Annotated in this window: 23 protein-coding genes; 15 read left to right on the top strand and 8 right to left on the bottom strand. The window is 65.7% G+C overall.

All coding sequences use genetic code 11. The features are described from left to right. The 7 genes from ACK5F2_RS08390 to ACK5F2_RS08360 all read left to right on the top strand — a co-directional run. Positions 1-205 (top strand): hypothetical protein (locus ACK5F2_RS08390; RefSeq protein ID WP_409864062.1); only part of this gene is annotated, 205 nt, incomplete at its 5' end. 177 nt (positions 206-382) lie between these two features. Next, complete coding sequence (locus ACK5F2_RS08385; protein WP_409864061.1) at positions 383-892, top strand: YgjV family protein; 510 nt, start codon at positions 383-385, stop codon at positions 890-892. Positions 893-1,032: 140 nt separating this feature from the next. After that, positions 1,033-2,550, top strand: a complete 1,518-nt coding sequence (locus tag ACK5F2_RS08380) for a methyl-accepting chemotaxis protein (RefSeq protein ID WP_409864060.1) — start codon at positions 1,033-1,035, stop codon at positions 2,548-2,550. A 164-nt stretch (positions 2,551-2,714) separates the two neighbouring features. Then, positions 2,715-4,073 carry a hypothetical protein gene (locus ACK5F2_RS08375; RefSeq protein WP_409864058.1) on the top strand — a complete coding sequence of 453 codons (1,359 nt, stop codon included), beginning with the start codon at positions 2,715-2,717 and terminating at the stop codon, positions 4,071-4,073. A gap of 10 nt (positions 4,074-4,083) precedes the next feature. Then, the gene (locus tag ACK5F2_RS08370) at positions 4,084-4,521 is read left to right on the top strand and encodes a phosphate ABC transporter substrate-binding protein (protein WP_409864057.1); all 438 of its coding nucleotides are present in this window, start codon (positions 4,084-4,086) and stop codon (positions 4,519-4,521) included. 94 nt (positions 4,522-4,615) lie between these two features. After that, positions 4,616-6,511 carry a putative bifunctional diguanylate cyclase/phosphodiesterase gene (locus ACK5F2_RS08365; RefSeq protein WP_409864055.1) on the top strand — a complete coding sequence of 632 codons (1,896 nt, stop codon included), beginning with the start codon at positions 4,616-4,618 and terminating at the stop codon, positions 6,509-6,511. A 110-nt stretch (positions 6,512-6,621) separates the two neighbouring features. Next, positions 6,622-7,095 carry a cache domain-containing protein gene (locus ACK5F2_RS08360; protein ID WP_409864053.1) on the top strand — a complete coding sequence of 158 codons (474 nt, stop codon included), beginning with the start codon at positions 6,622-6,624 and terminating at the stop codon, positions 7,093-7,095. A 76-nt stretch (positions 7,096-7,171) separates the two neighbouring features. On the opposite strand, the gene ACK5F2_RS08355 is transcribed toward ACK5F2_RS08360, so the two are convergent. The 5 genes from ACK5F2_RS08355 to ACK5F2_RS08335 all read right to left on the bottom strand — a co-directional run bounded on the left by ACK5F2_RS08355 (position 7,172) and on the right by ACK5F2_RS08335 (position 13,253). Further along, on the bottom strand, positions 7,172-9,445 hold the full coding sequence (locus ACK5F2_RS08355) for a winged helix-turn-helix domain-containing protein (RefSeq protein ID WP_409864052.1): 2,274 nt from the start codon (positions 9,443-9,445) through the stop codon (positions 7,172-7,174). Positions 9,446-9,540: 95 nt separating this feature from the next. Beyond that, positions 9,541-10,830 carry a TRAP transporter large permease gene (locus ACK5F2_RS08350; protein ID WP_409864050.1) on the bottom strand — a complete coding sequence of 430 codons (1,290 nt, stop codon included), beginning with the start codon at positions 10,828-10,830 and terminating at the stop codon, positions 9,541-9,543. Then, a complete protein-coding gene (locus ACK5F2_RS08345; protein WP_409864064.1) occupies positions 10,821-11,309 on the bottom strand; it encodes a TRAP transporter small permease in 489 nt (162 codons plus the stop codon). The genes ACK5F2_RS08350 and ACK5F2_RS08345 overlap by 10 nt, the downstream gene beginning before the upstream one ends. Positions 11,310-11,359: 50 nt before the next feature. Then, complete coding sequence (locus ACK5F2_RS08340) at positions 11,360-12,337, bottom strand: TRAP transporter substrate-binding protein (RefSeq protein WP_409864048.1); 978 nt, start codon at positions 12,335-12,337, stop codon at positions 11,360-11,362. Between the two features lie 25 nt (positions 12,338-12,362). Then, a complete protein-coding gene (locus ACK5F2_RS08335; protein ID WP_409864046.1) occupies positions 12,363-13,253 on the bottom strand; it encodes an NAD-dependent epimerase/dehydratase family protein in 891 nt (296 codons plus the stop codon). Here ACK5F2_RS08335 and ACK5F2_RS08330 point away from each other — a divergent pair. The 4 genes from ACK5F2_RS08330 (at position 13,241) to ACK5F2_RS08315 (ending at position 16,579) form a co-directional block, all read left to right on the top strand. Continuing rightward, complete coding sequence (locus ACK5F2_RS08330) at positions 13,241-14,290, top strand: sugar kinase (RefSeq protein WP_409864044.1); 1,050 nt, start codon at positions 13,241-13,243, stop codon at positions 14,288-14,290. The two genes, ACK5F2_RS08335 and ACK5F2_RS08330, sit on opposite strands and share 13 nt — an antisense overlap. A 159-nt stretch (positions 14,291-14,449) precedes the next feature. Next, positions 14,450-15,232: a MipA/OmpV family protein gene (locus ACK5F2_RS08325; RefSeq protein ID WP_409864042.1), complete on the top strand. Its 783-nt coding sequence runs from the start codon at positions 14,450-14,452 to the stop codon at positions 15,230-15,232. A gap of 106 nt (positions 15,233-15,338) precedes the next feature. After that, positions 15,339-16,106 (top strand): substrate-binding periplasmic protein, encoded by a 768-nt coding sequence (locus ACK5F2_RS08320; protein ID WP_409864041.1) that lies wholly within the window; start codon positions 15,339-15,341, stop codon positions 16,104-16,106. Continuing rightward, a complete protein-coding gene (locus ACK5F2_RS08315; RefSeq protein ID WP_409864040.1) occupies positions 16,103-16,579 on the top strand; it encodes a thioesterase family protein in 477 nt (158 codons plus the stop codon). Before ACK5F2_RS08320 ends, ACK5F2_RS08315 begins: the two co-directional genes overlap by 4 nt. Before the next feature lie 29 nt (positions 16,580-16,608). On the opposite strand, the gene ACK5F2_RS08310 is transcribed toward ACK5F2_RS08315, so the two are convergent. After that, on the bottom strand, positions 16,609-18,072 hold the full coding sequence (locus ACK5F2_RS08310) for a diguanylate cyclase domain-containing protein (protein WP_409864039.1): 1,464 nt from the start codon (positions 18,070-18,072) through the stop codon (positions 16,609-16,611). 314 nt (positions 18,073-18,386) lie between these two features. Between ACK5F2_RS08310 and ACK5F2_RS08305 the strand changes: the two genes are divergently transcribed. The 4 genes from ACK5F2_RS08305 (at position 18,387) to ACK5F2_RS08290 (ending at position 21,382) form a co-directional block, all read left to right on the top strand. After that, positions 18,387-18,908, top strand: a complete 522-nt coding sequence (locus ACK5F2_RS08305) for a tyrosine-protein phosphatase (RefSeq protein WP_409864038.1) — start codon at positions 18,387-18,389, stop codon at positions 18,906-18,908. Beyond that, on the top strand, positions 18,908-19,504 hold the full coding sequence (locus ACK5F2_RS08300) for an RluA family pseudouridine synthase (protein ID WP_409864036.1): 597 nt from the start codon (positions 18,908-18,910) through the stop codon (positions 19,502-19,504). Before ACK5F2_RS08305 ends, ACK5F2_RS08300 begins: the two co-directional genes overlap by 1 nt. Before the next feature lie 45 nt (positions 19,505-19,549). Further along, positions 19,550-20,314, top strand: coding sequence for an SDR family NAD(P)-dependent oxidoreductase (locus ACK5F2_RS08295; protein ID WP_409864035.1), 765 nt, complete (start codon positions 19,550-19,552; stop codon positions 20,312-20,314). Between the two features lie 120 nt (positions 20,315-20,434). Further along, on the top strand, positions 20,435-21,382 hold the full coding sequence (locus ACK5F2_RS08290; RefSeq protein ID WP_409864033.1) for a Tim44 domain-containing protein: 948 nt from the start codon (positions 20,435-20,437) through the stop codon (positions 21,380-21,382). Between the two features lie 242 nt (positions 21,383-21,624). Here the strand turns inward: ACK5F2_RS08290 and ACK5F2_RS08285 are convergent, their stop codons facing one another. Together ACK5F2_RS08285 and ACK5F2_RS08280 are read right to left on the bottom strand one after the other, a co-directional pair. Beyond that, complete coding sequence (locus tag ACK5F2_RS08285; RefSeq protein ID WP_409864032.1) at positions 21,625-22,710, bottom strand: agmatine/peptidylarginine deiminase; 1,086 nt, start codon at positions 22,708-22,710, stop codon at positions 21,625-21,627. Between the two features lie 23 nt (positions 22,711-22,733). Beyond that, positions 22,734-22,894 (bottom strand): agmatine deiminase family protein (locus ACK5F2_RS08280; protein ID WP_409864063.1); only part of this gene is annotated, 161 nt, incomplete at its 5' end.

Raw genomic sequence — 22,894 nt, 5'->3', positions numbered from 1 at the left:
GCCCTGGGACCGGGACCCGATTGACGCCAAGCTGCTGTCCGATGTGCTCGAGGGGCGCGGCCAGATCATCGACAGCGAAACCCAGTCCAGCGGCTTTCCGCGCCACGCGCCGCGCAGCCGCGCCTTCGATGCGGCGGCCTGGGACTTGCGGGACATGAGTCCGAAGGCCGGCTGGACATCCTTGCATCGAGACCCCAAGCCATGAGCCCAGCGATCTCGCGCCCCGGCTACCGGGTTCGCCCCGCGCAAGATCCCGGGAACGACACCCGCGACCAAGCGGCACGCCGTGGACGAGGGCTGGGTGCGTGCTTCTCGACGCGCCGCTGCCAGCCCCTTGACTGAACGCTCTGCGTCGGCCTGGGACCCTCGCAACGCCGAGTCCATGACCACGATCACGGATCTGCTGTCGCCGGCGCAGCTGGCGGGATATGCCGCCTTCTTGCTGGGCCTGCTGTGCTTCGCGCAGACCGATGACCGGCGCTTCAAGCTTTTCATGGCCCTGGAGTGCCTGGCCTATGCCCTGCACTTCGCCATGCTGGGACACCCGAGCGCGGCTGCCAGCAGCCTGATCTCCCTGGCACGCTCCATGGCCGCGATACGCTGGCGCCGCCCGGCGGTCGGCGTCTTCTTCATCGCCCTGAGCCTCGGGATGGGCTACGCGCTGTTCAGTGGCTGGCTGTCCCTGCTGCCCATCCTGGCCTCCTGCATCGGCACGTTTTCCCTTTTCTTCCTGCACGGCCTGGCCATGCGCGCGCTGATGCTGGTGGGCACCGCCCTCTGGCTGGTGAACAATGTCTGCGTCGGCTCGGTGGGGGGCGTGCTGCTGGAAGCCTGCCTGCTCAGCATGAATCTGTGGACCATCTCGCGTTTGTGGCGCCGGCGGCCAGGCTGAGCAGGCACATCCTCAGGGCGTTCGCACCCGAGGAATCCACTGATCACGATTTGGTCATGGACCGATCATGACGGGCCGAAGCCCACGGCCGAGACTGCGCACCTCTGCAAAAAAACGGTGCACCAGCCTCCTCGGTCATCATGGGATTCAAGAAACGTATCTGGGCCTTGCCTGCCACGGCGGCCGCGATTTTTACCATCAGCGTGGGCATCATCCTCACGGTGGCCAGCCATACCACCGAGGACATCGAGGGTCTGGGAAGCGCCGCCTACCCCTACCTCGCGGGGATCACCCGAGCGCAGTCGCTGGTTGAGCCCATGTCCACGGCATTCCAGGCGGCTGTCAGCGAGTCCGAACCGCGCAGGCTGGAGGACGCCGAGCGACTGCGATCGAACATCGAGCAGCAGCTGCGCGCCATCGGCAGCATTCCGGGGCACGCCGAGATCGACGAAGAACTTGGCGCCCTGCTGGACAGCTATGCCAGCCATGCCCGCGAGACCGCCCTGATCCTTCTGGGCACAGGCACCGGCGAAGCGGCCAGCGCCGTACCGCGCATGCAGGAAAGCCTCAAGGCCTTGCAGGCCAGGCTGGACGCCGAAGTGACCCAAGCGCAGGCGGGCTTTGATGCGGTGCTCGACAGCAGTCGCAACGGCGTGCGCGACATCACCAAGGTCACCCTCATCAGTGCCCTGATCGTGCTCTCAGCCCTGGTCGTGGCCTCGTGGCGCATCATTGCCGGGGTCTGGGCGCAGCTGGGCGCCGAGCCCGAGATGGTGCGCGATCTGATGCAGGAGATCGCCGCAGGTGATCTGTCCCGGGAAATTGACGCGGACCCCCGCGGCAACAGCCTGCTGTCCGCGGCCGCTGGCATGTCGGGCGGCCTGCGAGACCTGATCGAGCAGCTCAGCGCCGGGGCGAACGAGATCGCGCATGCCGCCAGTGAAATCGCAGCCGGCAATCTGGATCTGTCGGCACGCACCGAGCGGCAGGCCGGAGCCGTCGAGGTCACGACCCAGTCGATGCAGCAGCTCACCAGCTCGGTCCAGGACAACGCCAGTCACGCCAAACGTGCCGCCGAGACAGCGGCGCAGGCCTGCGTGGATGCCGAGGCTGGCGGACAGGCCGTTGCGGCCGCCATCAGCTCCATGGACATGATCAGCGAGTCGTCGCAGCGCATCAGCGAAATCACGGCCCTTATCGACGGCATCGCGTTCCAAACCAATATCCTGGCGCTCAATGCCGCCATTGAGGCCGCCCGGGCGGGCGAGAACGGCCGAGGCTTTGCCGTTGTCGCGGGCGAGGTGCGGCGCCTGGCACGCAGTGCCGCAGACTCGGCCAAGGAGATTGCCGCCTTGATCGAGGCCTCCGCTCAGCAGGTGGCTCAGGGCACCGCCAGGGTGCAGTCTGCCGGCTCCGCGATGCAGAGTGCACTGCACTCCGTCACGGCCACCGCGACCTTCATCCGTGAGATCGCCATGTCCAGCGAGGATCAGGCCCTGCGGATTGCCGAAGCCGGCCACGCCGTCTCCGGCATCGACGACAGCACCCGGCAGAACAGCGCCTTGGTCGAGCAGGCGGCTGCCGCTGCCGCCAGTCTGGAAGAACAGACGCTGCGCCTGTCTGGGCTCGCGCAGCGCTTCAGAACCGCGCGCAGCTGAGGCTGCATTTATGTCCCGGGGGCGCTAGCCCCCGCGCAGCGCCCAGGCGGCGCTGCGTGCGCCGAATCCCCACTCTCCGAGCTCCCCAGCTCAACGCGAGGCCGAATCTTTGGACGGTCGGTTCGCTGTCGCGTTCATCCTCCCCTGACCCGAACAGAAGACTTATGAAAAGCACTTCACTCCGCTACAGCGTGCTCGGCTTGGCCGTGGCACTGACCTGCGCCACAGCGGCACACGCTGAGATCTCCAATGAGAGCAAGACCTTGGTGCTGTCGGGATTCGGCACCCTCTCGGCAGTCCAGACCAACAACGAGAACATCGAGTTCCGCTCCGACAATCGTCTGCCCAGCGGCACGGCGTCCAGCCACGAGTTCGACAACGACAGCAAGCTCGGCGTTCAGCTGAGCTACCGGCCCACGGACAAGCTGCAAGCCGTGGTGCAGCTGCTCTCGCGCCGCAACGAGGACAACAGCTTCAAGCCCTCGGTGGACTGGGCCTACATCGCCTACAAGCCGATCTCCTCGCTGTCTCTGCGTGCCGGTCGCTTCGTGGCGCCGGTGCTGATGGCCTCTGACTACCGCAATGTGGGCTACGCCAATATCTGGGTGCGTCCCCCCACGGATGTCTACAACTCCGCGACCATCAACAACGTGGACGGTATCGATGCCATCTACCGCGGCAAGCTCGGCTCGGTGTCCTATTCGCTGCAGGCCTACTACGGCGGCTATGACCTGAAGTTTGCAGGCGGTTCCGGCATCAAGTTCAACCACATGGCCGGCCTGAACCTCAGCGCCGAGACGGGCAGCTGGACCTTCCGCGTCAGCCATATGGACGCCAGCCACACCAACTACCAAGCGGATGGTCAGGCGGCGCCCAGCACCCTGTTCGCCGTCTCGCAGCCGCAAACCGGTCGGGGCTTCCGCCTCAATCCGGCTGCCGCCAGCTGCGCCAGCTTCAGCGCCAACATCGGCTGCAGCCAGCTCTTCACCAACTTCGACTCGGTGTTCAACGCCCTGCGCCGTGACAAGAAGCCCTTCAACATCACGGATCTCGGCCTGGTCTATGACAACGGGAATGTGGTGGTCCAGGCGGAGTACATGACGCGCAAGTCGGACTCCCAGCTGTCCAACTCCTCGGCCTATTACCTCACGGCCGGCTACCGCTTTGACCGTGTGCTGCCCTATGTCAGCTACTCCGCAAGCAAGACCGACACCCGTCGCTACATCCTGAGCGCTGCGCCGCAGTATCAGAGCCTGGTGGAGCAGCGTTTCACCCAGGGAGCCCCCTACGCGCAGACCTCCAACACCGACAACCGCACCCTGTCCATGGGCCTGCGCGTGGACGTGGCGCCCTCGCTGGCTCTGAAGTTCCAGCTTGACCAGTACAAGCCCCGCACCAACAGCTATGGCGCCACCGATGCGCAGACCATGAGCCGTGTCGGTGCCCTGGCCGGTGCCGCCCAGATGTCGGATTCGGTGGGCACGGTGCGCCTGGCGACCGTCGCGCTGGACTTCGTGTTCTGAGGAGGCCGAGATGAAGCACTTGAAGACGAGCGCCCGCAGCTTGTTCGCCGCTTGCGCCCTGGTCGGCCTGCATGCCGGTGCCTTTGCTGCCGAATGGGTGCTGGTGGCCAGCGCCAAGAGCAGCGTGCGCAACCTGGACATGGCGACCGCCGAAAGCCTCTACATGGGCAAGACCTCCGAGCTTCCCGGCGTGGGTGCCATTGCGGTTCATGACCTGCCCGAGGGCAATGCCGTGCGCGACGCCTTCTACCAGGAGACGAGCAACAAGAACGCCAGCGCCATCAAGGCCTACTGGTCGCGGATGATCTTCACCGGCAAGGGACAACCTCCGAAAGTGGTTGAGAGCAGCGCAGCCTTGAAGAAGGCGCTGGCTGCCAATCCCTCCGCCATTGGCTATCTGGAGAAGTCGGCCGTCGACGCCTCCCTCAAGGTCTTGCTGGCGCCCTGATCGGGTGAGTTCAAAGCCACTGTGGTTCGGCCCCGTCCGGGGCTGAGCCCAGCCTGCCAGCGAGGCCTGGGCGATGTCCTGGCGTGAGAGAGAAATGCTGACTGTCGAAAACTCGTTCAAGGCTGCTGCACCAGCCGCAGGCAAGCGCGCCTCGGGCGAAACGGGCGCGCCGCGCGTGCTGAACTGCACGACAGCGCTGTCGCGGGAGTTGGCAGGCTTGGTCTTCGCGCTCAGCAGCATGCTGATCGTGCTGGCCGCCGTCCAATTTCTGGCTCTTCGCTCCAGCGCCATTGACGATCTGGGCGCCTGCGCCGATCTGCTCGCACGCAATGCCAGTGCCGCGCTCATCTTCGACAGTGCTGACGACGCCCAGGCCTTGCTCGATGCCCTGACCCAGGCCAGCACCATCTCGGCCGTCCAGCTCTACACGCTTGACGGCCGTCTCATAGCCAGCCGACAAGCCCAGTCTCGCGTTTGGGGGCATGGCTTGGTGCCGCTGGAGGTTTCGCGAGACGTTTATGCCGCCGGCGCTGTGGTGGGCTATCTAAAGCTGCAGGCCTCGTCCAGCCGCATCTTGCTCTGGACATTGGTTTTTCTTGGCGTGGGCGCTGTGGCGGTCATCGGTGCATGGCTGGTGTCTTGTTTGAGCGCCCGACGTGCCGCGACGGCCGCACTCATGGCCCAGCAAAGCCTGTCATGGATGTCCAGGCATGATCCCCTGACCGGATGCGCCAACCGGGAGGAGTTGCGCGCGCAACTTCAAAACCGTCTGCAGAATCCGCAGGCCAGGCCAGCCTTGTTCCTGATCGACATCGACGATTTCGGTCTCATCAATGCCGCCTATGGCACACAGCAGGGTGATGCCGTCCTGCGTGTTCTGGCTCAACGGCTGCAGGTCTTGGTGAGACCTGCGGACTGTCTGGCCCGCATCAGTGCCGACGAGTTCGCCATCCTGCTGGGTGAGGGGCGGGACGAGCAGCTGCATGGATTTGCCAAGCAGGTGCAGGCACTTGCCGCGGAGCCCATACTCATCGGCAACGCCATCGTGCGCGTCTCAGTCTGTGTGGGCATGGCCTTGCTACCGGCAGATGGCAGCAGTGTGGCGGCTGCCTTGGGTGCCGCCAGCGCCGGGCTGGCAGCAGCTCGTGTGGCCGGGCAGGGGCGGATTGCGCGCTACCAAGCGGCACAGGAGCGTCTGCTGCGCGAGCGCGCACGACTCACCGATGCCTTGAGGCAGGCTCTGAAGCGTCACGAGCTCAGCCTGCACTATCAGCCCATCTACGCCATCCGCGACGGGCGAATGTGCTATGCCGAGGCTCTGGTGCGCTGGACCTCGCCGCAGCATGGCCCGGTGTCGCCGGAGACCTTTGTGCCTCTGGCCGAAAGTGCGGGGTTTGCGGAGGAGTTGGGGCTGCACATCCTGGAAGCGCTGCAGCGTGATCGTGCCGACTGGCTGGGAGCCGGCGTGCTTGCGCCTCCGGTGGCGGTCAATCTGAGCGCTCTGCAGTTTGTCCGCGAGGGGGCCAAGTCTGCATTTCTCGATCATCTGGAGATGCTGGGTCTGTCGCCCGATGTCTTGCAGATCGAGCTGACCGAACGCGCGGCCTTTGAGGAGGTCGATGCGGCGAACTCCATCTTGAACAGCCTGAGGCAGCGGGGCTATGAGCTGGCCCTGGATGACTTTGGGACGGGCTACAGCTCACTGAGCTATTTGCACCGCATCCGTTGCAGCAAGATCAAGATCGACCGTAGCTTTGTCAGAAACATGGACCAGAACGAGGGGGCGCGCAAGCTGGTCCAAGCCATTGTGGATGTGGCGCATGCCTTTGGCATCGAGACGGTGGCCGAGGGCGTGGAAACCGAGCGCGAACTGGCCGCTTTGCGCAAGCTGGGCTGCGACTTCGCCCAGGGCTACCTCTTGGGCAAGCCGGTTCCGGCCGAGCGCTTCCTGCACGTCATCACGGCGGAAGTCGGGAGGGTGGCCGCCTGACCCGGACCATGAACCGAACACGAGGGAAACACGGAAGGAGGCAAGAAGCAGCAAGCCCATCAGTCAGCGTCAGTCGCACATCCACAACTCAAACAATAGAAATCCAATCCATGAAGAATCTCTCAATCAGCCGCGCAGCAGCTCTGGCGGTCGTTTCAGTCACCCTGAGCCTGGGCGCCCAGGCGCAGGCGCGTGGCAGCAAGCAGGAGGCCGTTGTGCTGGCCGATGCAGCGGCCAACCATGTGAAACAGGTGGGCACGGACCGTGCCTTCAAGGACTTCACCCATGACAAGACCAAGTGGGTCAGGAAGGACCTCTACGTGGCCGTTACCGATCTCGAGGGCAAGGTGCTGGCCCACGGCGGCAATGAAAGGCTCATCGGCAAACACATGATGGCGGTGCGCGACGCGACGGGGTTTGCCTTCATGGCGCGAATGATCGAGGTGGCCAAATCACCGCAGGCCCAGGGCTGGGTGGACTACGAGTGGGCCAATCCGCAGACCAAGCGCATCGAGGGCAAGTCCAGCCTGGTGCGCTTGTTGCCGGACGGACAGTCCGTGATGAGCGTCGGCTACTACCGCTGATCGTGCACAGCCCATGACACGGAACGGGGCGACGCGCCAGGCCGTGTCATGACAAACGCGCCCCTCTGAGCCGGCGTCAGTCACATGCGGCGTTGAGCAGAAGTGTGAGGGGGGGCGGCGCTTGGCTGAACAGCTCGGGCGACTGCAGGTAGGCGTGCAGCGTCGGGGCATTCCTTTGCAGGGCCGGCAAGCGCGCCACGAGATCATCCATGGCGATCCGCCACGTCGGTTCGGGCGCCCGGCCCCGCTTTCTGGCCGCAAAGACCAGCTGCAGCAAGGCCGTTGGTGCATGCTCGGCGCTCATCGCGCTCACCCTGGACATCAGCAGATCCAGCTCCGTCCCCAGGCCGTCTTCCATCAGCAGCCAGCCCAGGTCCACAGCCAGGTCCTGCCCCGGCGCACCCTCGCTGGACTCGGTCAGCCACATTGCCCGCAACACCGAGAGCGCCTGGGTCCTCAGCCCCTGGCTCAGCATCACAGCCGCCTCGCATCGGGCGCGTCTGGCCGGGTTGCTGTCGTCATGAAGCACCTCAAGCAGGGCTTGCGCCTTGCCGGGCTCGCCGCGCGCCAGATACCAGTTGCACAGCAAGGAGGCGCTGTTCCAGCGCGAGAACCAGCGGCTGCGGCGAGCGATGTCGAGCATGGCCGCCAGCTTGACGATCGCGGGGGCGTGTTGGCCCGTGCGCCACAGCAGCTGGGCCTTGGCCCGTTCCAGGCTCTCGCGCGAGTTCTGCGGCATGTCCTCGCCGACCTCGCTCTCAAATCGTGCAACAAGCTGAGCCGCCGCGCTCAGGCGCCCCGACTCGATCAGGGCGAACATGCTTTGCAGCTGGCTGGTGATGTAGCGCACGCGCGATCCCAGGGCCCGGGCCAGCGTGGCAGCCCGGCTCAATGACTCCAGGGCCGCCTCGTACTGTCGCGATCCGGTCTGAATGGTTCCCAATGACACATAGGCTTGCAGCTCCACGCGCAGCAGGTCGCGGGCCCGGGCCTCCCGCGCGACGCTACGCAGGCTTTCCTGAGCGCGAGCCAGCTGCTGTGTGGCCATCAGGGCATGGGCATGCAGGCAGCGCGCGATGAGCTCCCAGTAGATGTCCCCTGTCGCCTGCGCTGCGGAAATCGCACGCTCGGCAGTCTTGGCCGCCTCCTCGCCCTGCCCCTTGAATCTGTACTGCTCGCCGCGCCCCACCAGCACATTGGGTAGCGTGGTGATGCTGGCCTTGCCTTGCAGAACCAGTTCGAGCGCCTGCTGGTTGTAGCGCTCGGCTTCGTCCATCTGCCCCGATATCACGGCGCTGCGCCCCAGCTCCGCTAGCAGCTCGGCTTGCAGATCAGCCTGCTCAAGCGTCCCGGCCTCCGCCAGTGCCGCTCGCGCAATCGCAACCGATTCCTGCATACGCGCCAGGTCCCGCAGCAGGCGGGCTTGAACCAGTCTGAGCCTGAGGTCGGGCCGGATTCGAGGCAGGGACGACTCCAGCAAGGCGAGCGCTCTTTCCGACTCGCCTCGGGCCGCGAGGTCAAGAATGCGCGCGTTCTGCTCATCCCAGAACGATTCCTCTTGCGGTGATGGCGTGCTGCCGCAGGCGGACTCGACCTCGTTGACCAGCTTCTGGGCCAGCGTCAGCAGATCAAGGCCTTCGAAGCTCCGAGACAGGCCCAGTTCGGCTTCGCTGCCGAGCAGGAAGTGCAGGGACAGCACACCGTCGCTGCGCCGGGAAACCCGACCGACCAGGGCCAGCCGGCAGTTGAGCTGGCGGCAGGCCAGGGCAACATCCTGCTCGCTCCAGGCCGAGCGCCGTGTCCAGGCATCCACGGCCTCGCTGCGCACCAAGCGCAGCTCGGCACGTGTTTGGAGTTGATGGTGGACGAGGCTGGGCAGGCCCAGCTCAACCCAGGAGAGGCCGGGATCGGAGGTCTCGTTGAAGAAGGGCAGCACGGCCAGGTCGAGCTTGGGCTCGGCCCCTGCCGACGATGCTGGCGCCGCGGCCCCCATCGATGGATCTTGCTGCTTGCGGGTGTCGGTGAGTTGCAGTGACAGGTCGGTGTCCACCGCGGCATCCAGGCGGTAGCCGTGACCGCGCACGGTGATGATGAACTGCGGCTTGTCCGCGCTGTCCTTGATGGCGCGCCGGGCCTTCATGACGGCGCGAGCCAGCACCGAATCCGTCACAAAACTTGAGCGCCACACGGCGCTCAGCAATTCGTCCTTGGTGACCGTACGTCCCGCATGGCGCGCGAGATAGCACAGCAGGTCAAAGATCAGCGGTTGTACCTCGACGACCTGCCCGCACACGCGCAACTCGTGCCTATGGGTGTCAAGCACGCAGTCATGGAATTGATAGCGTGTCATGCGGGCATGAACCTGAGCTTCTGGCCCGCAATTCTAGGTGGGGCAACCGCTTGAGCCCTGCGCGCGCGCCAGGGCACCCAGGGGCGCGGCGTCGCCTATTTCATCAGCCCAGGCAGCCACAGCGAGAAGGCCGGCACATAAGTCACCAGCATCAGCGTGACGATCAGTGCGCCATAGAAGGGCCAGATCGAGCGCATCACCTCGCCGACCGAGATCTGCCCGATGGCACAGCCGACGAACTGCGTGGTGCCTACCGGCGGGGTGTTGAGCCCCAGCGAGCAGTTGAGCAGCATGACGATGCCGAACTGCGTCGGATCCATGCCGAACTTCTGGCAGATCGGCAGGAAGATGGGCGTGCAGATCAAGATGGTGGCCGCCATGTCCAGAAAAGTGCCCAGCACAAAGAGCAGCAGATTGACCATCAGGAAGATCATCCAAGGCTCGTTGCTCACCCACTGCATCAGCTCGCCGGTCTTCTGCGGCACCTCGTACAGCGCCATGAAGTAGCCGAATGCCGAGGAGATGCCGATGAGGAACAGCACCACGCCGGTGGTCTTGCAAGCCTTGGCGCAGGCCTTGAGAAAGTTCTCCCAGCTCAGCGAGCGGTAGGCCAGCACCGTGATGGCCAGCGCCCAGAACACCGCTGTCGCCGCCGACTCAGTGGCGGTGAAGACGCCGCTGAGGATGCCCACCAGGATGATCACCACCACCAGCAGGCCGGGCAGTGCGGCGCCGAAGGCTCTGAGCACCGCAGGCCAGCCCGGAAATGCGCCATGCGTCGGATAACCCCGTTTGACGGCGACGCCGTAGGCGGCGACCAGATTGCACACCGTCAGCAACAGCGCCGGAATCAAGGCTGCCAAGATCAGGCTGAACACGCTGACCGAGGCAATGCCTGCCGCCGCGAGCGTGAAGATGATCAGGTTGTGCGAGGTCGGCATCAGCGCGCCCACCAAGGCGGCATGGGTGGTGACGTTGACCGCGTAGTCGGCGTGGTAGCCCTCCTTCTTCATCATCGGGATCATCACCGAGCCCATGGCCGAGACATCGGCCAGCGGCGAGCCGGCCACGCCGCCAAACAGCGTGCAGCCCACCACATTGCTCATGCCCAGCCCCCCCCGCACATGGCCGACCAGGCTGTTGGCGAAGCGGATGATGCGCTCGGCAATGCCGCCGTACAGCATCAACTCACCGGCGAACACGAAGAAGGGGATGGCCAGGAAGCTGAAGACCTGCATGCCACCGACCATCTTCTGAAACACCACGGCCACCGGCAGGCCGGCGGCGATGATAGTGGCCACCGAGGCCAGGCCGATGGCAAAAGCCACCGGCACGCCAAGAATCAGCAGCAGCGCGAAGCTGAAGCCAAGAATCGTCAGTTCCATGCGGGCTCCACGTGTTGGCCGCGCAGCAATGCGACGACATGTTCGATCGAGAACAGCACGATCAGCGCACCCGCGATCACCAGCGGCAGATAGTCCATGCCTTCGGGCACGCCTAGCATGGGCTTCTTCTCGCCCCACTTCAGCGTGGTCCAAAGCCAGCCCGCCTTCAGCATCAGTCCGCCGAACAGCGCCACCAGCAGGTGGATCAGGATCTCCAGCTTGCGGCGCAGGCGCTCGGGCAGCAGTACCAGCAGGGACTCCAGTCCGATATGACCGGCATCCCGCACGCCCACCGCCACACCCAGCGCGGTGACGTACAGCACCAGCAGCATGGCCAGCGCTTCGGCCCAGGTGGGCGTGTCGTTGAACAGATAGCGGCCGATCACCTGATACTGCACGCACAGCACCACGGCCAGCAGGCCCGCCACGGCCACCATCAGCGCCAGCTTGGAGAGGCTGGCGCAGAGGCGGGTGAACAGGGTTGCGGACGAGGAGGCTGGTGCTGCTGCCTTGTTCAGAACCGAGGTGCTCACTTCGTGTCCTGGACGGCCTTGACCAGGCGTTGCAGATCGGGCGTGGTCATGAACTTGGCATAGACCGGCGCCATCACGGCCTGGAACGATGCCTTGTCGACCTCAATGATCTCGGCGCCCGTCGCCTTGACCAGGGCCAGGGACTTGGCCTCCTGTTCATCCCACTTCTTGCGCTGGAAGGCAACCGACTCCCTGGCCGCTGCGCGGATCATGTCCTGCTCGGCCTTGCTGAGCTTGTCGAACACCAGCTTGCTCATCAGCAGCATGTCCGGCGCCATCGAGTGTTCGGTCCTGGAGAGGAACTTGACCGCCTCGAAATGCTTGAAGCCCTCGTAGGAAGGCACATTGTTCTCGGCTGCATCGATCAGCCCGGTCTTCAGCCCGGTGTAGACCTCGCCGATCGGCATCGGCGTCGCATTCGCACCCATGGCGCCGATCAGCGAGACCCAGAGATCGGACTGCTGCACACGAATCTTTAGGCCCTTGGCATCGGCCACGGTCTTGACGGGCTTGCGGCCGTAGATCGAGCGCGCACCGCTGTCGTAGAAGGCCAGGCCGATGAAGCCCTGGGGCTCACAGCTCTTCAGGATCTCTTCGCCTGCCGGCCCGTCCAGGCTCTTGCGCATATGCTCCACCGAGCGGAACAGAAAGGGCATGGTGGGCACTTGCGTCTTGGGGCAGATGGCGTTCATCGGGCTGATGTTCACCCGCGTCATCTCCAGCGCGCCGATCTTGACCTGGTCGATGGTTTCCTTCTCGCTGCCCAAGGCCCCCTTGTTGAAAACCTTGGTCCTGAACTTGCCACCGCTTTTTGCGCTCAGCAGCTCGCCCATATGACGCACTGCGGCCACGGTGGGGTAATCATCGCTGTTGTGCACATCTGCAGAGCGCAGCTCCAGCGCGCTGGCAAGGCTGCACCAACCCCCCAGAGCCAACACACCAAAGCCGGCCATCAGTCGTGAACGTACTTGCATCAAAGTCTCCTCGTTGTAGAAGTGATCACTCTTTGGCCGCATGGAGCGGCGCAGACACCCCGGCGCCATGCCAGGCGGCCGGTTGGGAAAACTCACCCAAGGACAGAAAGCTGCCGCCTTGAAGGCAAGCCATCGGCGTGTCTTCGGGAGGGGCCAGGTCTTGCACGATGGGCTGCCAGGGATCCGCGCTGTCCTGGGGCTCGTAGCCCAAGGTCTGCCAGCCGCTCTCACTCCACCACCGCCAGGCATTGCCTGACACGCCATAGACCGTGAGGCAGCCCACGCAGGGCGCACGCAGACACGCCAGGACCAGACGTACAAAGTCGACATAGCTCAGCCAAGTGGAGAGGGCTCGACGGTCCTGCGGCACCTCGGTCACCGTCCCCAGGCGCAGGTTGACCGTTTCAATGCCGCAACGATCCCAGTACAGCTGCGCCATATGTTCGCCAAACAGCTTGCTGACACCATAGAAGCCATCCGGGCGAGGCTTGTGGATGCAGGGGTCCAGACGCTCACCCTGGCGGTAGCAGCCCGTCACATGGTTTGAACTCGCGAGCACCACCCGGCGGGTCCCCGCCAGTCGCGCCGCTTCATAGAGGTGGTACACGCCCCGCACATTGGCTTCGAGGATCGGCTCGAACGGCCCCTCCCCCGCCACGCCCCCCAGATGCACCACGGCAGAAACGTCCCGTAGCAGCGTCTGCATCGCGACGCCATCAGACAAGTCGCAGCGAATGAACTGCTCATGCCGGTCCAGCGCCCCTGGCAAGGCCCGCTGGTCACTCAGGCGGATGCCGGAGAAGCCCTCTTCTGGACACAAGGATCCAAGCGATCCCCGCAGGACCTGCGCCAACTGGCCTGCGGCTCCCGTCAGCAACAAGCGGCCCGGGGGCATCGAGGGGTGTGAGCTTCTCATGGCGATGCTCAGATCAGGGTGAGTACCGTTTCAAAATCAAGCATTGTTCGATGAGAATATCGAAACCATGTTTCATTTTAATAGGGGCTTTCATGGGGGCGGGTCACCAAAAAGTTGTCATGCTGGGCGAGTGCATGCTCGAGTTGCAGGGCGAACCCTTCGGACAGTTCAGCCAGGCCTATGGCGGCGACACGTTCAACACCGCCATCTACCTGGCGCGCTGCATGCAGACCCACGCCGCGACGGTGAGCTATGCAACAGCGCTAGGCTGCGACCCCTTGAGCGACGGCTTGCTACAGCGTTGGGCCCAGCAAGGCCTGTCGCTGGAACTGGTGCGCCAGATTCCGGGCAAGCTGCCGGGCCTGTACATGATTGAGCTGGATGAAAAGGGGGAACGCAGCTTTCACTTCTGGCGCGACAGCAGCGCGGCACGCCGCTATTTCGATGTGCCGCAGACGCCTCTGGAAGCGCGATGCCACGAGTTCGATCTGCTCTATCTCAGCGGCATCAGCCTCGCCATACTGTCGGCCGCGGCGCGTGAGCGCGTCTTCGCGCTAATGGCCCAGATGCGCGCCTTGGGCGCACAAGTCGTCTTCGACAACAACTACCGCCCCGCCCTCTGGGCCGACCCCTTGAGCGCCTACGCCAGTTTCGCCCGAGCCTACGAGTTGGCGAGCATGGCCCTGATCACCCTCGACGACCATCAGCAGATGCTGGGTGTCCATGATGCAGAGGCCGCGATTGCACATGCCCAGAAGCTGCCGACACCGGAGCTCGTGATCAAGCGTGGCGAGGCGGCGACCTTGGTACGCCAGACGCCCGATGCCTCATGGCAGTCGGTCCCGACGGTGGCGGTGCCACGCGTCGTGGACACAACGGCAGCGGGCGACTCCTTCGGGGCCGGCTACATCAGCCGCCGGCTCAGGGGGGAATCTGCGCCAGAAGCCGCGGCGTTCGGCAATCGACTGGCGGCCCGAGTCATCCAGCACCGCGGCGCCATCATCGAGAAGGCCGATATGCAGGATCTGCTGCCCTGACCCGCTGCTGAGCTTGCGCCGCCCGGCGGCCCGGCCACCCAAGCAGCCCAAAGCTCAGACCGGTCAGGCAATAAATAGACCACTCAGTTCACAAACACTACTTCATAGTTTATAAACACGGGCATTCACCGCTACCGGCTGTGTCCCAGTCTTTGAACCATGAGCCCATCCCTGTTCCGCTCCGCTTTCGCGGGCGTCGCCCTTCTCAGCAGTGTGGCAGCCCAGGCCCAGGTGGGAGATTTCTTCCGCAATGTGCTGCCACCAGGCGTGGAGCAAGGCGGGGTGGCGGGCGCGGTCGTGCTCCACGCCCCACGCTACGCCGGCTCCGATCAGGAACGCTTGCGGGTGCTACCCAGCGTGGACTACCAATGGCGCGAGGGCTGGTTTGCTGGTGTGGTCAATGGTCTGGGCTACCGGGTAACCGGCGGCAATGGTCAGGTTTACGGCCTTCGGCTGAGCATGGACTTCGGCCGCGAGGAAGACGATAGCAGCGCGCTGCGCGGCATGGGTGACCTCAAACCTCGGCTGCTGGCAGGCGCCTTCTACAACCAGGAACTGGGCGGCGGATTCAATCTCAGCTCCTCCCTGCGCACCGGGCGCGGCACCCTGCTGGACCTGGGTGTGAGCTGGGGTCACGCCCTGAGGCCCGATCTGCGTGTGGCCGCTGGCGTGGCCATGAGCTGGGCCGACGCGCGCCACACCCAAAGCGTTTTCGGCGTCAACGCCGCCCAGTCCCAGGCCAGCGGCTACCCAATGTTCAGCCCCGGCGCCGGCTTGCGCGATGTGCGGGCATCTGCTTCTGTGATCTACCGCCCGCTGCGCGACTGGTCGCTGACGGCAACACTGGGCCAGGGCAGCCTGCGAGGGGATGTCCGACGCAGCCCATTGGTCCGAGACGCGAGTCCACAAACCCTGATCTTGACCCTGGGCTACCATTTCTGAGAGCCGCGCAATCGCCCCGACGCGTGGGCTTGGGCAGGTGCCAGTTCTGCGGGTTGATGCCGCTTCACAAGGCGTCTTGTCATGGCATGCTGTCAGCATGTGCCGCATGAACATGCTTCGCCGATTTCTGGCTCTCACTGGTTTGCTGGGCCCGTGGCTGATGACAGGCGCGCTGGCGCAGCCCCAGGTCCTGCAGGCCTTCACCGAGGAATGGGCGCCCTACAACTACTCCGAGGGCGACAAGCTGCGCGGCATCGCCACCGATACGCTCCGGGCTCTGTGTGCGGAGACGGGACTGCGCTGTGTGATGGAGTCCGTGCCCTGGGCTCGGGCCTACCGCAGCGCGCAGATGCACCCCAATGTGATGGTCTTCACCACCGCCCGGGTGGCTGAGCGTGAGCAGGAGTTTCTCTGGGTCGGCCCGCTGCTGCCCCGGGTGACCTGGGTCTACGGGCGGCGTGGCGCCAAGCGCCTGCACGACGCCCAACAACTCGCGCAGCTGCGCTACGCCGTGGTGCGTGGCGAAGCGGCCGCCAAGGATTTGCAGGCCGCGGGCGTGCCAGCCAACGCCTTGCTGGAGCAGTCCAACAACACCTCGGCCCTGCGCAGCCTGCTGGCCGGACATGCCGAGGCCTTGGTAGATACGGAAGTCGGCATGGCCTGGAATATGCGCCAGCTGGGTGCGGACATGTCCGAGGTGCAGCCGCTGTGGCGGCTCAGCGATCGGGGCGCCTACTACTTTGCGCTGAACAAGCAGTCCGACCCTGGACTGGCCGAGAAGCTGCAAGCAGCGCTGGACAAGCTCAGGCGCCAGGGCACGCTGGACGAAATCCGTCGGAGCTACCTCCATGCACCGACAGGCGAGGCCCGATGAGCGGGGCCCGTTCCGCCTTGTTTGAGCCGGAGTTCGTGCAGGCCTTGTGCGAACTGTTCGAAACGCGCATCTGCTTCAACCAGGTCCTGGGCCTGAGGGTGGACAGCCTGGAGGCGGACACAGTGCAAGCCCATGTGCTCATGCGCCCGGAACTCATCGGCCACTACCAGCATCATCGCCTGCATGGCGGGGTGATCAGCGCCACGCTGGACGCCATGGGCGGTCTGGCCGTCATGGCCGCCATCGGGGCACGCCATATGGACGAGGCGCCGGACACCCGGCTTGCACGCTTCAGCAAGCTGGGCACCATCGATCTGCGGGTGGACTATCTGAGACCCGCCACCGGGCCGCGATTCACCGCGACCGCCCAGGTGCTGCGCCTGGGCAGCCGCGTAGCCAGCACCCGCATGGAGTTTCTGGACCACAGCGGGCAGCTGCTCAGCGTGGGCGCCGCGGCCTACATCGTCTCCTGAGCTCCTGAGAGCGCGCGGCTGCACCCGGCTCAGGCAGGCGCCGCACCGGCGCGCCGCTCATGCTCACGGGTCTGGTAGTAGCGACGCTTGTGTTCATACATCAGGGTGTCGGCGCGGTGCAAGCTCGCTTCCAGCCGCTCACCCGGTCGCCAGACCGCCAGTCCCAGCGACAGATCCAGCGGCTCGCCGCCATGGAACTGGTTGTTGAGTTCCAGCAGTTCCCGCAGCTGTTGCAGCAGCTGCTCGCCGGCCTGCTCGTCCGCGCCCGGCATCAGCAGCACGAACTCGTCGCCCCCGATGCGTGAGGCCGTCATCGGCGCCTCCACCGCTTTGGCCAGCACCTCGCCCGCACGCCGCAGCAGGGCATCACCCGCCGCATGGCCACAGGCGTCATTGACGGCCTTGAGCCCGTTGACATCCACCACCAGCACCGCCACCGGTCCCAGGCCACGCCGCTCCAGGCGATTGAGCTCATCATTGAAGAAGCTGCGATTTCGCAGCTTGGTCAGGGCGTCGTGCTTGCCCAGAAATTCAAGATAGGCCTCGGCCTTCTTGCGGGCACTGATGTCGGTCAGCGCCACCTGCACCAGGGACCAATCCTGCTCATGCCCCGGCAGGACGGAGAACTGCAGATGCACATGCAGCATCTCGCCATCGCGGCTGTAGTTCACCGTCTCGCGCTGCTGCAGGAGCTGACCATTCCAGAGCTCGATCAGCTGCTCGGTAAAGGGGCGGCGCATCTCGTCGCGGAAGATCAGCGGCAGGGCCTCGATCAGGGCCGCCTTGTCGGGCACGCGGAACATGCGCAGGGTCTGCCGGTTCACGTCCAGCACGCGGATCTGCGCCATGCAGCGCTCCACGAAGTCCGGATGCACATCGGTAAAGGTCCGGAAGTCCGTGATGCCCTGCTCACGCACCTCGTCCAGCAAACGCTTGACGCCGCTGAAGTCCTCCACCCACAGCGAAACCGGCGAGTGCTCGAACAAACCCTGGGCATAGCGCTCGCTGCCGAGCAGGGCCCGTCGAGCCGACTCGCGCTCGCTCACGTCCTCGAGTGACAGCAGCACGCGGCTCCAGTCCTGTTCATGCCCGGGCAGCACACGCACATGAAGCAGCACATCGAGTCGGCGCCCATCCAGGGTGTAGTTCACCGTCTGACTCCGGTACTCCAGCGTACCGTTCCACAGGCGCACCATGTCCTCGGCATGGTGCACCAGCATCTCGTCGCGAAAGATCTGCGGCAATCCTTGCAGCAAGGCCTGCAGATCCTGGGCGCCGAACATCTGCAGGGTCTGGCGGTTGACCTGCAGCACCCGCAGGGCCGCGCTGCACTGCCGCAGGCGCTCGGGGTCGGCTGCCAGATGTGCGCGCAAATCACTCACGCCTTGCTCACGCCAGCGCTGAAACAGCTGCCACAGGGCGCTGAAGTCTTCCAGCCACAAGGACACCGGTGCCAGCTCGAAGAGCTGGGCCCAGTCTTGTTCTGCTGTCATGTCGGCCATGCTCGCATCCCTCTCCATGCCCTCGTCATGCCGGCCCCTGCCTCGGATGCCCGGCGCATTCTTGTGCAGTCTCGCACAGCCTGGAGGCGGCCCATGCGGGATAGCCCCCTGCATCGCCCCCATTGGCGCGATGAGCGTCTGCGCGAGGAGCAGCGCTGCATCCTGCAGTCTGATGCTCGGGCGGGTACCGATGCTCTCGGAGCGCGCCGACGAAGCCGAACCCCTGCTGCGCGGAGGCTGGAGCTGGCTGCCACCCTGGGCAGTCACTGCTACGGATGCGGCGGGCGACTGGCTATGTGCAGGCCATGTTCAAGCCATCTGCGGCCGCTCTGGTCGACAATAGCGGCATGCCGTTCCGCTCCCTTTCCCTGCCCGATACCCGCCTGCCCGGCCGGCTCTGGCTGCAGTCCATGCCCGGCCGCTTGGAGAGCTGGGGCGCTTTCCTGGACGAAGCGCGACTGCGCCAGCTCAGCCTGCTGGTCTGCCTGAATCCGCTGGAAGAAGTCGCCCAGCTCTCGCCCGCTTATCACAAGGCCATCACGGAGGGGCGCCTGCCCTTTCGTTGGCTGCACCTGCCCATGCGGGATTTCGGCCTGGGCAGCGATCCGCTGGCCTTTCGCACGGGTGTGGAGCAGATTGCCCATGGCCTGCGCCTGGGCGACAAGGTCCTGCTGCACTGCGCGGCCGGCATCGGGCGTACCGGCACGGTGGCGGCCTGCGTGCTCAAGAGTCTGGGACAAGACAGCGAGTTGGCGCTGCGCGAGGTGCGCGCCGCCGGGTCCAATCCGCAGTCGGCCCTGCAGTCGGGCTGGATCGACCAGTTCTGATGCAGCTGCTGCATGTGGACGCCGGGCTGGCCGTGGTCAACAAGCCCAGTGGCCTGCTCTCCGTGCCCGGTCGCCAGGAAAGCGACTGCGCCTGGGCCCGTCTGCGCGAGATCTTGCCCGACGCCCTGGTGGTACACCGCCTGGACATGGCCACCTCGGGCCTGCTGCTCTTTGCACGCGGTCCCGAGATGCAGCGCACCCTGAGCCTGGACTTCGCCGAGCGCCGGGTTGAGAAGCGCTATGTGGCCCGGGTCCAGGGCCGGCTCGACGGCCCCCGGGACGACTGGGCCGAGATTGAGCTGCCCCTGATCGCCGACTGGCCCAACCGTCCACGCCAGAAGGTGGACCATGCCCAGGGCAAACCCTCGCGCACGCGCTGGCGGGTGCTGGACCACGAGGGTGACAGCACCCGACTGGAGCTGGAGCCCGTGACCGGCCGCTCCCACCAGCTGCGCGTGCATCTGCAGGCCCTGGGCCACCCCATCCTGGGCGACAGCCTCTACGGTGGCGCCCCCGCGCCGCGCCTGATGCTGCATGCCTGCGCTCTGACCCTGCCCACGCATGGCCTGGCTCTGCACTGCCCCGCCGATTTCTGAATCTCGTCGCCCTCACGAACGCCCCGCCCTCCCCCAAGGACAGATATGAACACCCCAGCCAGCATCCAGCTCTTCATCATCACCGGCTCATCCCGAGGCATGGGCGAGGCCATGGCACGCCAGCTGCTGGGACCGCAACACCAAGTCATCGGGATCGCGCGCGCCGAGAGCGCGGCCCTGGCCCAGGCGGCCACACCCGGCGGCCTGGAGCAATGGCGCTGCGACCTGAGCGATCCGCTGCCTGCGGCCGAGCGCCTTCAGTCCTGGCTCACGGCCCAGGACACCAAGCGCTTCAAGGCCGTCACCCTGATCAACAATGCCGGTGTCGTGACGGAGCCGGGGCCGGTGGACAGCGTCTCCTTGGCCGAGCTCTCACGGGCGCTGCGCGTCGGTCTGGAAGCCAGCTTGCTGTTGTCCAGCGCCTTTCTGAGCGCCACCCGCGACTGGGCCATGCCGCGCAAGATCCTCAATATTTCCTCCGGCCTGGGGCGCCGCGCCATGGCCGGCAGCGCGCCCTACTGTGCGGCCAAGGCCGGCATGGACAACCTCTCCCGGGCCATGGCCCTGGACGAGGCCGAGCGCACCAACGGCGCCCGCATCGTCTCGCTGGCCCCGGGCATCATCGACACGGACATGCAACTGCAACTGCGCAGCGGTGACCCCAGCCGCTTCCCCGAGCAGGCCCGCTTTGCCGGCTTCAAGCGAGAGGGCCAGCTCGACAGCCCGGAACAGGCCGCCGCCAAGGTGCTGCGCTACCTGGCTCGCGCCGACTTCGGCAGCACCGTGCTGGCCGATGTCCGCGACGCCTGACAGGTCCTAGCCTGCAGGCTCTTGAAGCTGGCGCCGGCGCCCCAACATCCCCAAACGGCTTAAGGGCTTAAGTGACCGTTAAGCTGCGAGCCACACGTACAACAGCAAGGAGCAACGCACGTGAAGAATCTCTCCCTCGGTCTGCTGGCCGCCACGGTCAGCCTCAGCCTGATCGCCGGCGACGTGCAGGCCAAGCGCCTGAGCGGCGGCGGCATGAAGCGAGATGTTCCCGCTCAGTCTGCCCCGTCTCAGCCGGGCAAGCCCGCGACACCCGCGCCTTCCAATGCTCCGGCACAGAACAGCGCGGCGCCGCAACAGGCTGCCGCCCCCGGCGCGACGGCCGCTGCCGCCGGTACCGCCGCAGCCGCAGCGCCCAAGCGCAGCTGGATGGGCCCCGTAGCCGGTCTGGCCGCTGGTCTGGGCCTGGCCGCTCTGGCCAGCCACTTCGGCTTTGGCGAGGCACTGGCCAACATCATGACCATGGTCCTGCTGGGCCTGGTGCTGATGCTGGTGATCGGCTTCGTGATGCGCCGCTTTGCCGCCAAGAAAATGGCAGCTCAGGGCGCCATGCAGTTCGCGGGTGCCGGTGCCCCCTTCCCCGGACAGAACCCGCCCCCGGTGCAGCAGCCCCAGTCGGCATGGCAGCCCCAGAGCAGCGGTGCCGCACCCGTGGCTGCCGCCACGCCGCCAGCCGTGCCAGCCGGCTTCGATGCTGCGGGCTTTGAGCAGATCGCCAAGCAGGTCTTCATCCGCATGCAGGCCGCCAACGACGCGGGCGACCAGAACGATCTGCGCCGCTTCACCACGCCGCAGATGTACGCCTCTATCCAAAGCGAGCTGCTGGAGCGCAAGGGCGCGGTCCAGCGTACCGATGTGCTGCAGTTGGATGCTCAGGTGCTGGAGAGCGTGGAAGAGCATGGCGAGCAGATCGTCAGCGTGCGCTTCTGGGGCCTGATCCGCGAGCAGAGCGAAGCCGCCGCACAGAACTTCGATGAAGTCTGGCATCTGGTTCGTCCGCTGGACGGCAGCCGCGAGTGGGCCATTGCCGGCATTCAGGCCATGGCCTGAATTGAGATTCACTGAGGGGGGTGAAGCCAAGTCACCCTCTCCACCTCGGGTCAGAGTGGGCAAACTGCCCCCTCTGGCCCGAATCGTTTTGACGTACGCACATCGCCTTGACGTCAGCGCGCTGCAAGTCGCAGCCCGGCCGAGCGCGTCGCTATCCAGCCCGATCTGAACGCTACCAAGTGAAGTTTATGAGGGCTGCCGCCAAGGCTGCATGAACCGGGAGCGGCTAGCGCGCTCGCGGCTCAACGCGGCTGCTGCTGGGTTGTGCAGTGAATGCCACCACCTCCGGCTGCTATCGCGTCAATATTGAGCTGCACCACCTCTCGCCCGTGAAACAGCTCTCGCAGCAGGCTGCGGGCATTGCCGTCAGCGCGGGCGTCACCAAACTGTGGCGCAATCACCGCACCGTTGCAGACATAGAAGTTGATGTAGCCGGCCGCGAACTCCGGCGTCTCCAGCTCGCGTCGTACCTGCTCCGGGCCCTTCATCACCTCGACCCGCAGGCGCCGACCGCGCGCATCGGTGGCGCGGCGCAGAATTTCCAGATGACGCCGGGTCACGGCATAGTCGTAAGAGGCGGGATCCTCCTCCAGACCGGCCACCACCACGCCCGGCGCAGCGAAGCGCGCGTAGAAATCGGTGTGGCCATCGGTAATGTCCCGCCCGGCGATGCCCGGCAGCCAGATGATTTTCTGCAGGCCCAGCAGGCGGCGCAGCTCGGCCTCGCAGGCCGCCTTGGACACGCCGGGATTGCGGTTGGCATTCAGCACGCAGCTCTCGGTGATGAGGGCCGTGCCCTGACCGTCCACCTCGATGCCTCCGCCTTCCAGCACCAGCTCGGTCGACAGACCCTGCGCGCCGGCACGCTCGGCCACGAAAGACGCCACCTCGGCATCACGTGCATAGGCCTGCTTCTCGCCCCAGCCATTGAAGTTGAAGTCAACGCCGCCCAGGCGTCCGGCCGGGTTCTTTACAAACACCGGCCCGGTGTCGCGCATCCAGAGATCGTCCACCGGCAAGACCTCCAGCCGCACCTTGCCGCCGCACAAGCGTTCTGCCAGCTCGTACTCCTCCTCGCGCACCAGCATATGCACCGGCTCGAAGGCGGCGATGGCGCGAGCGATGCCGGCCAGCTGCTCGCGCACCGGCCGCAGCAGCCGCTTGCCCCAGACCCGTTCATTGGCGCCGAAGGCCATCCAGGTAGCGCGGTGCGGCTCGCCCTCGTCGGGCATGCGCCAGCCTTCATCGGCCGCAAGCGTCAAGGGCGTCAGACCGCTCATCAAAAGGCCACCCAGCAGGCGGCGGCGGGACAGGGCGTTGGTCAGCATGGGGGTCTCCGAGCTTCGCTGCATTAGGCCGGTTCCTGCTGCGTCGTGCAATGAATGCCGCCACCGCCAGCGGCGATCGCGTCGATGTTCAGCTGCACGATGCGATGCGTCGGCAGATGCGCGGCCAGCGCGTCGCGCGCCGCGCGGTCGGCCGCGGCGTCGCCGAACTCGGGCAGGAACAGGG

The organism is Roseateles sp. (assembly GCF_046300915.1).
In the GTDB taxonomy this organism is placed as follows: domain Bacteria; phylum Pseudomonadota; class Gammaproteobacteria; order Burkholderiales; family Burkholderiaceae_C; genus Kinneretia.
This window is presented reverse-complemented; position numbering and strand designations above follow the sequence as displayed.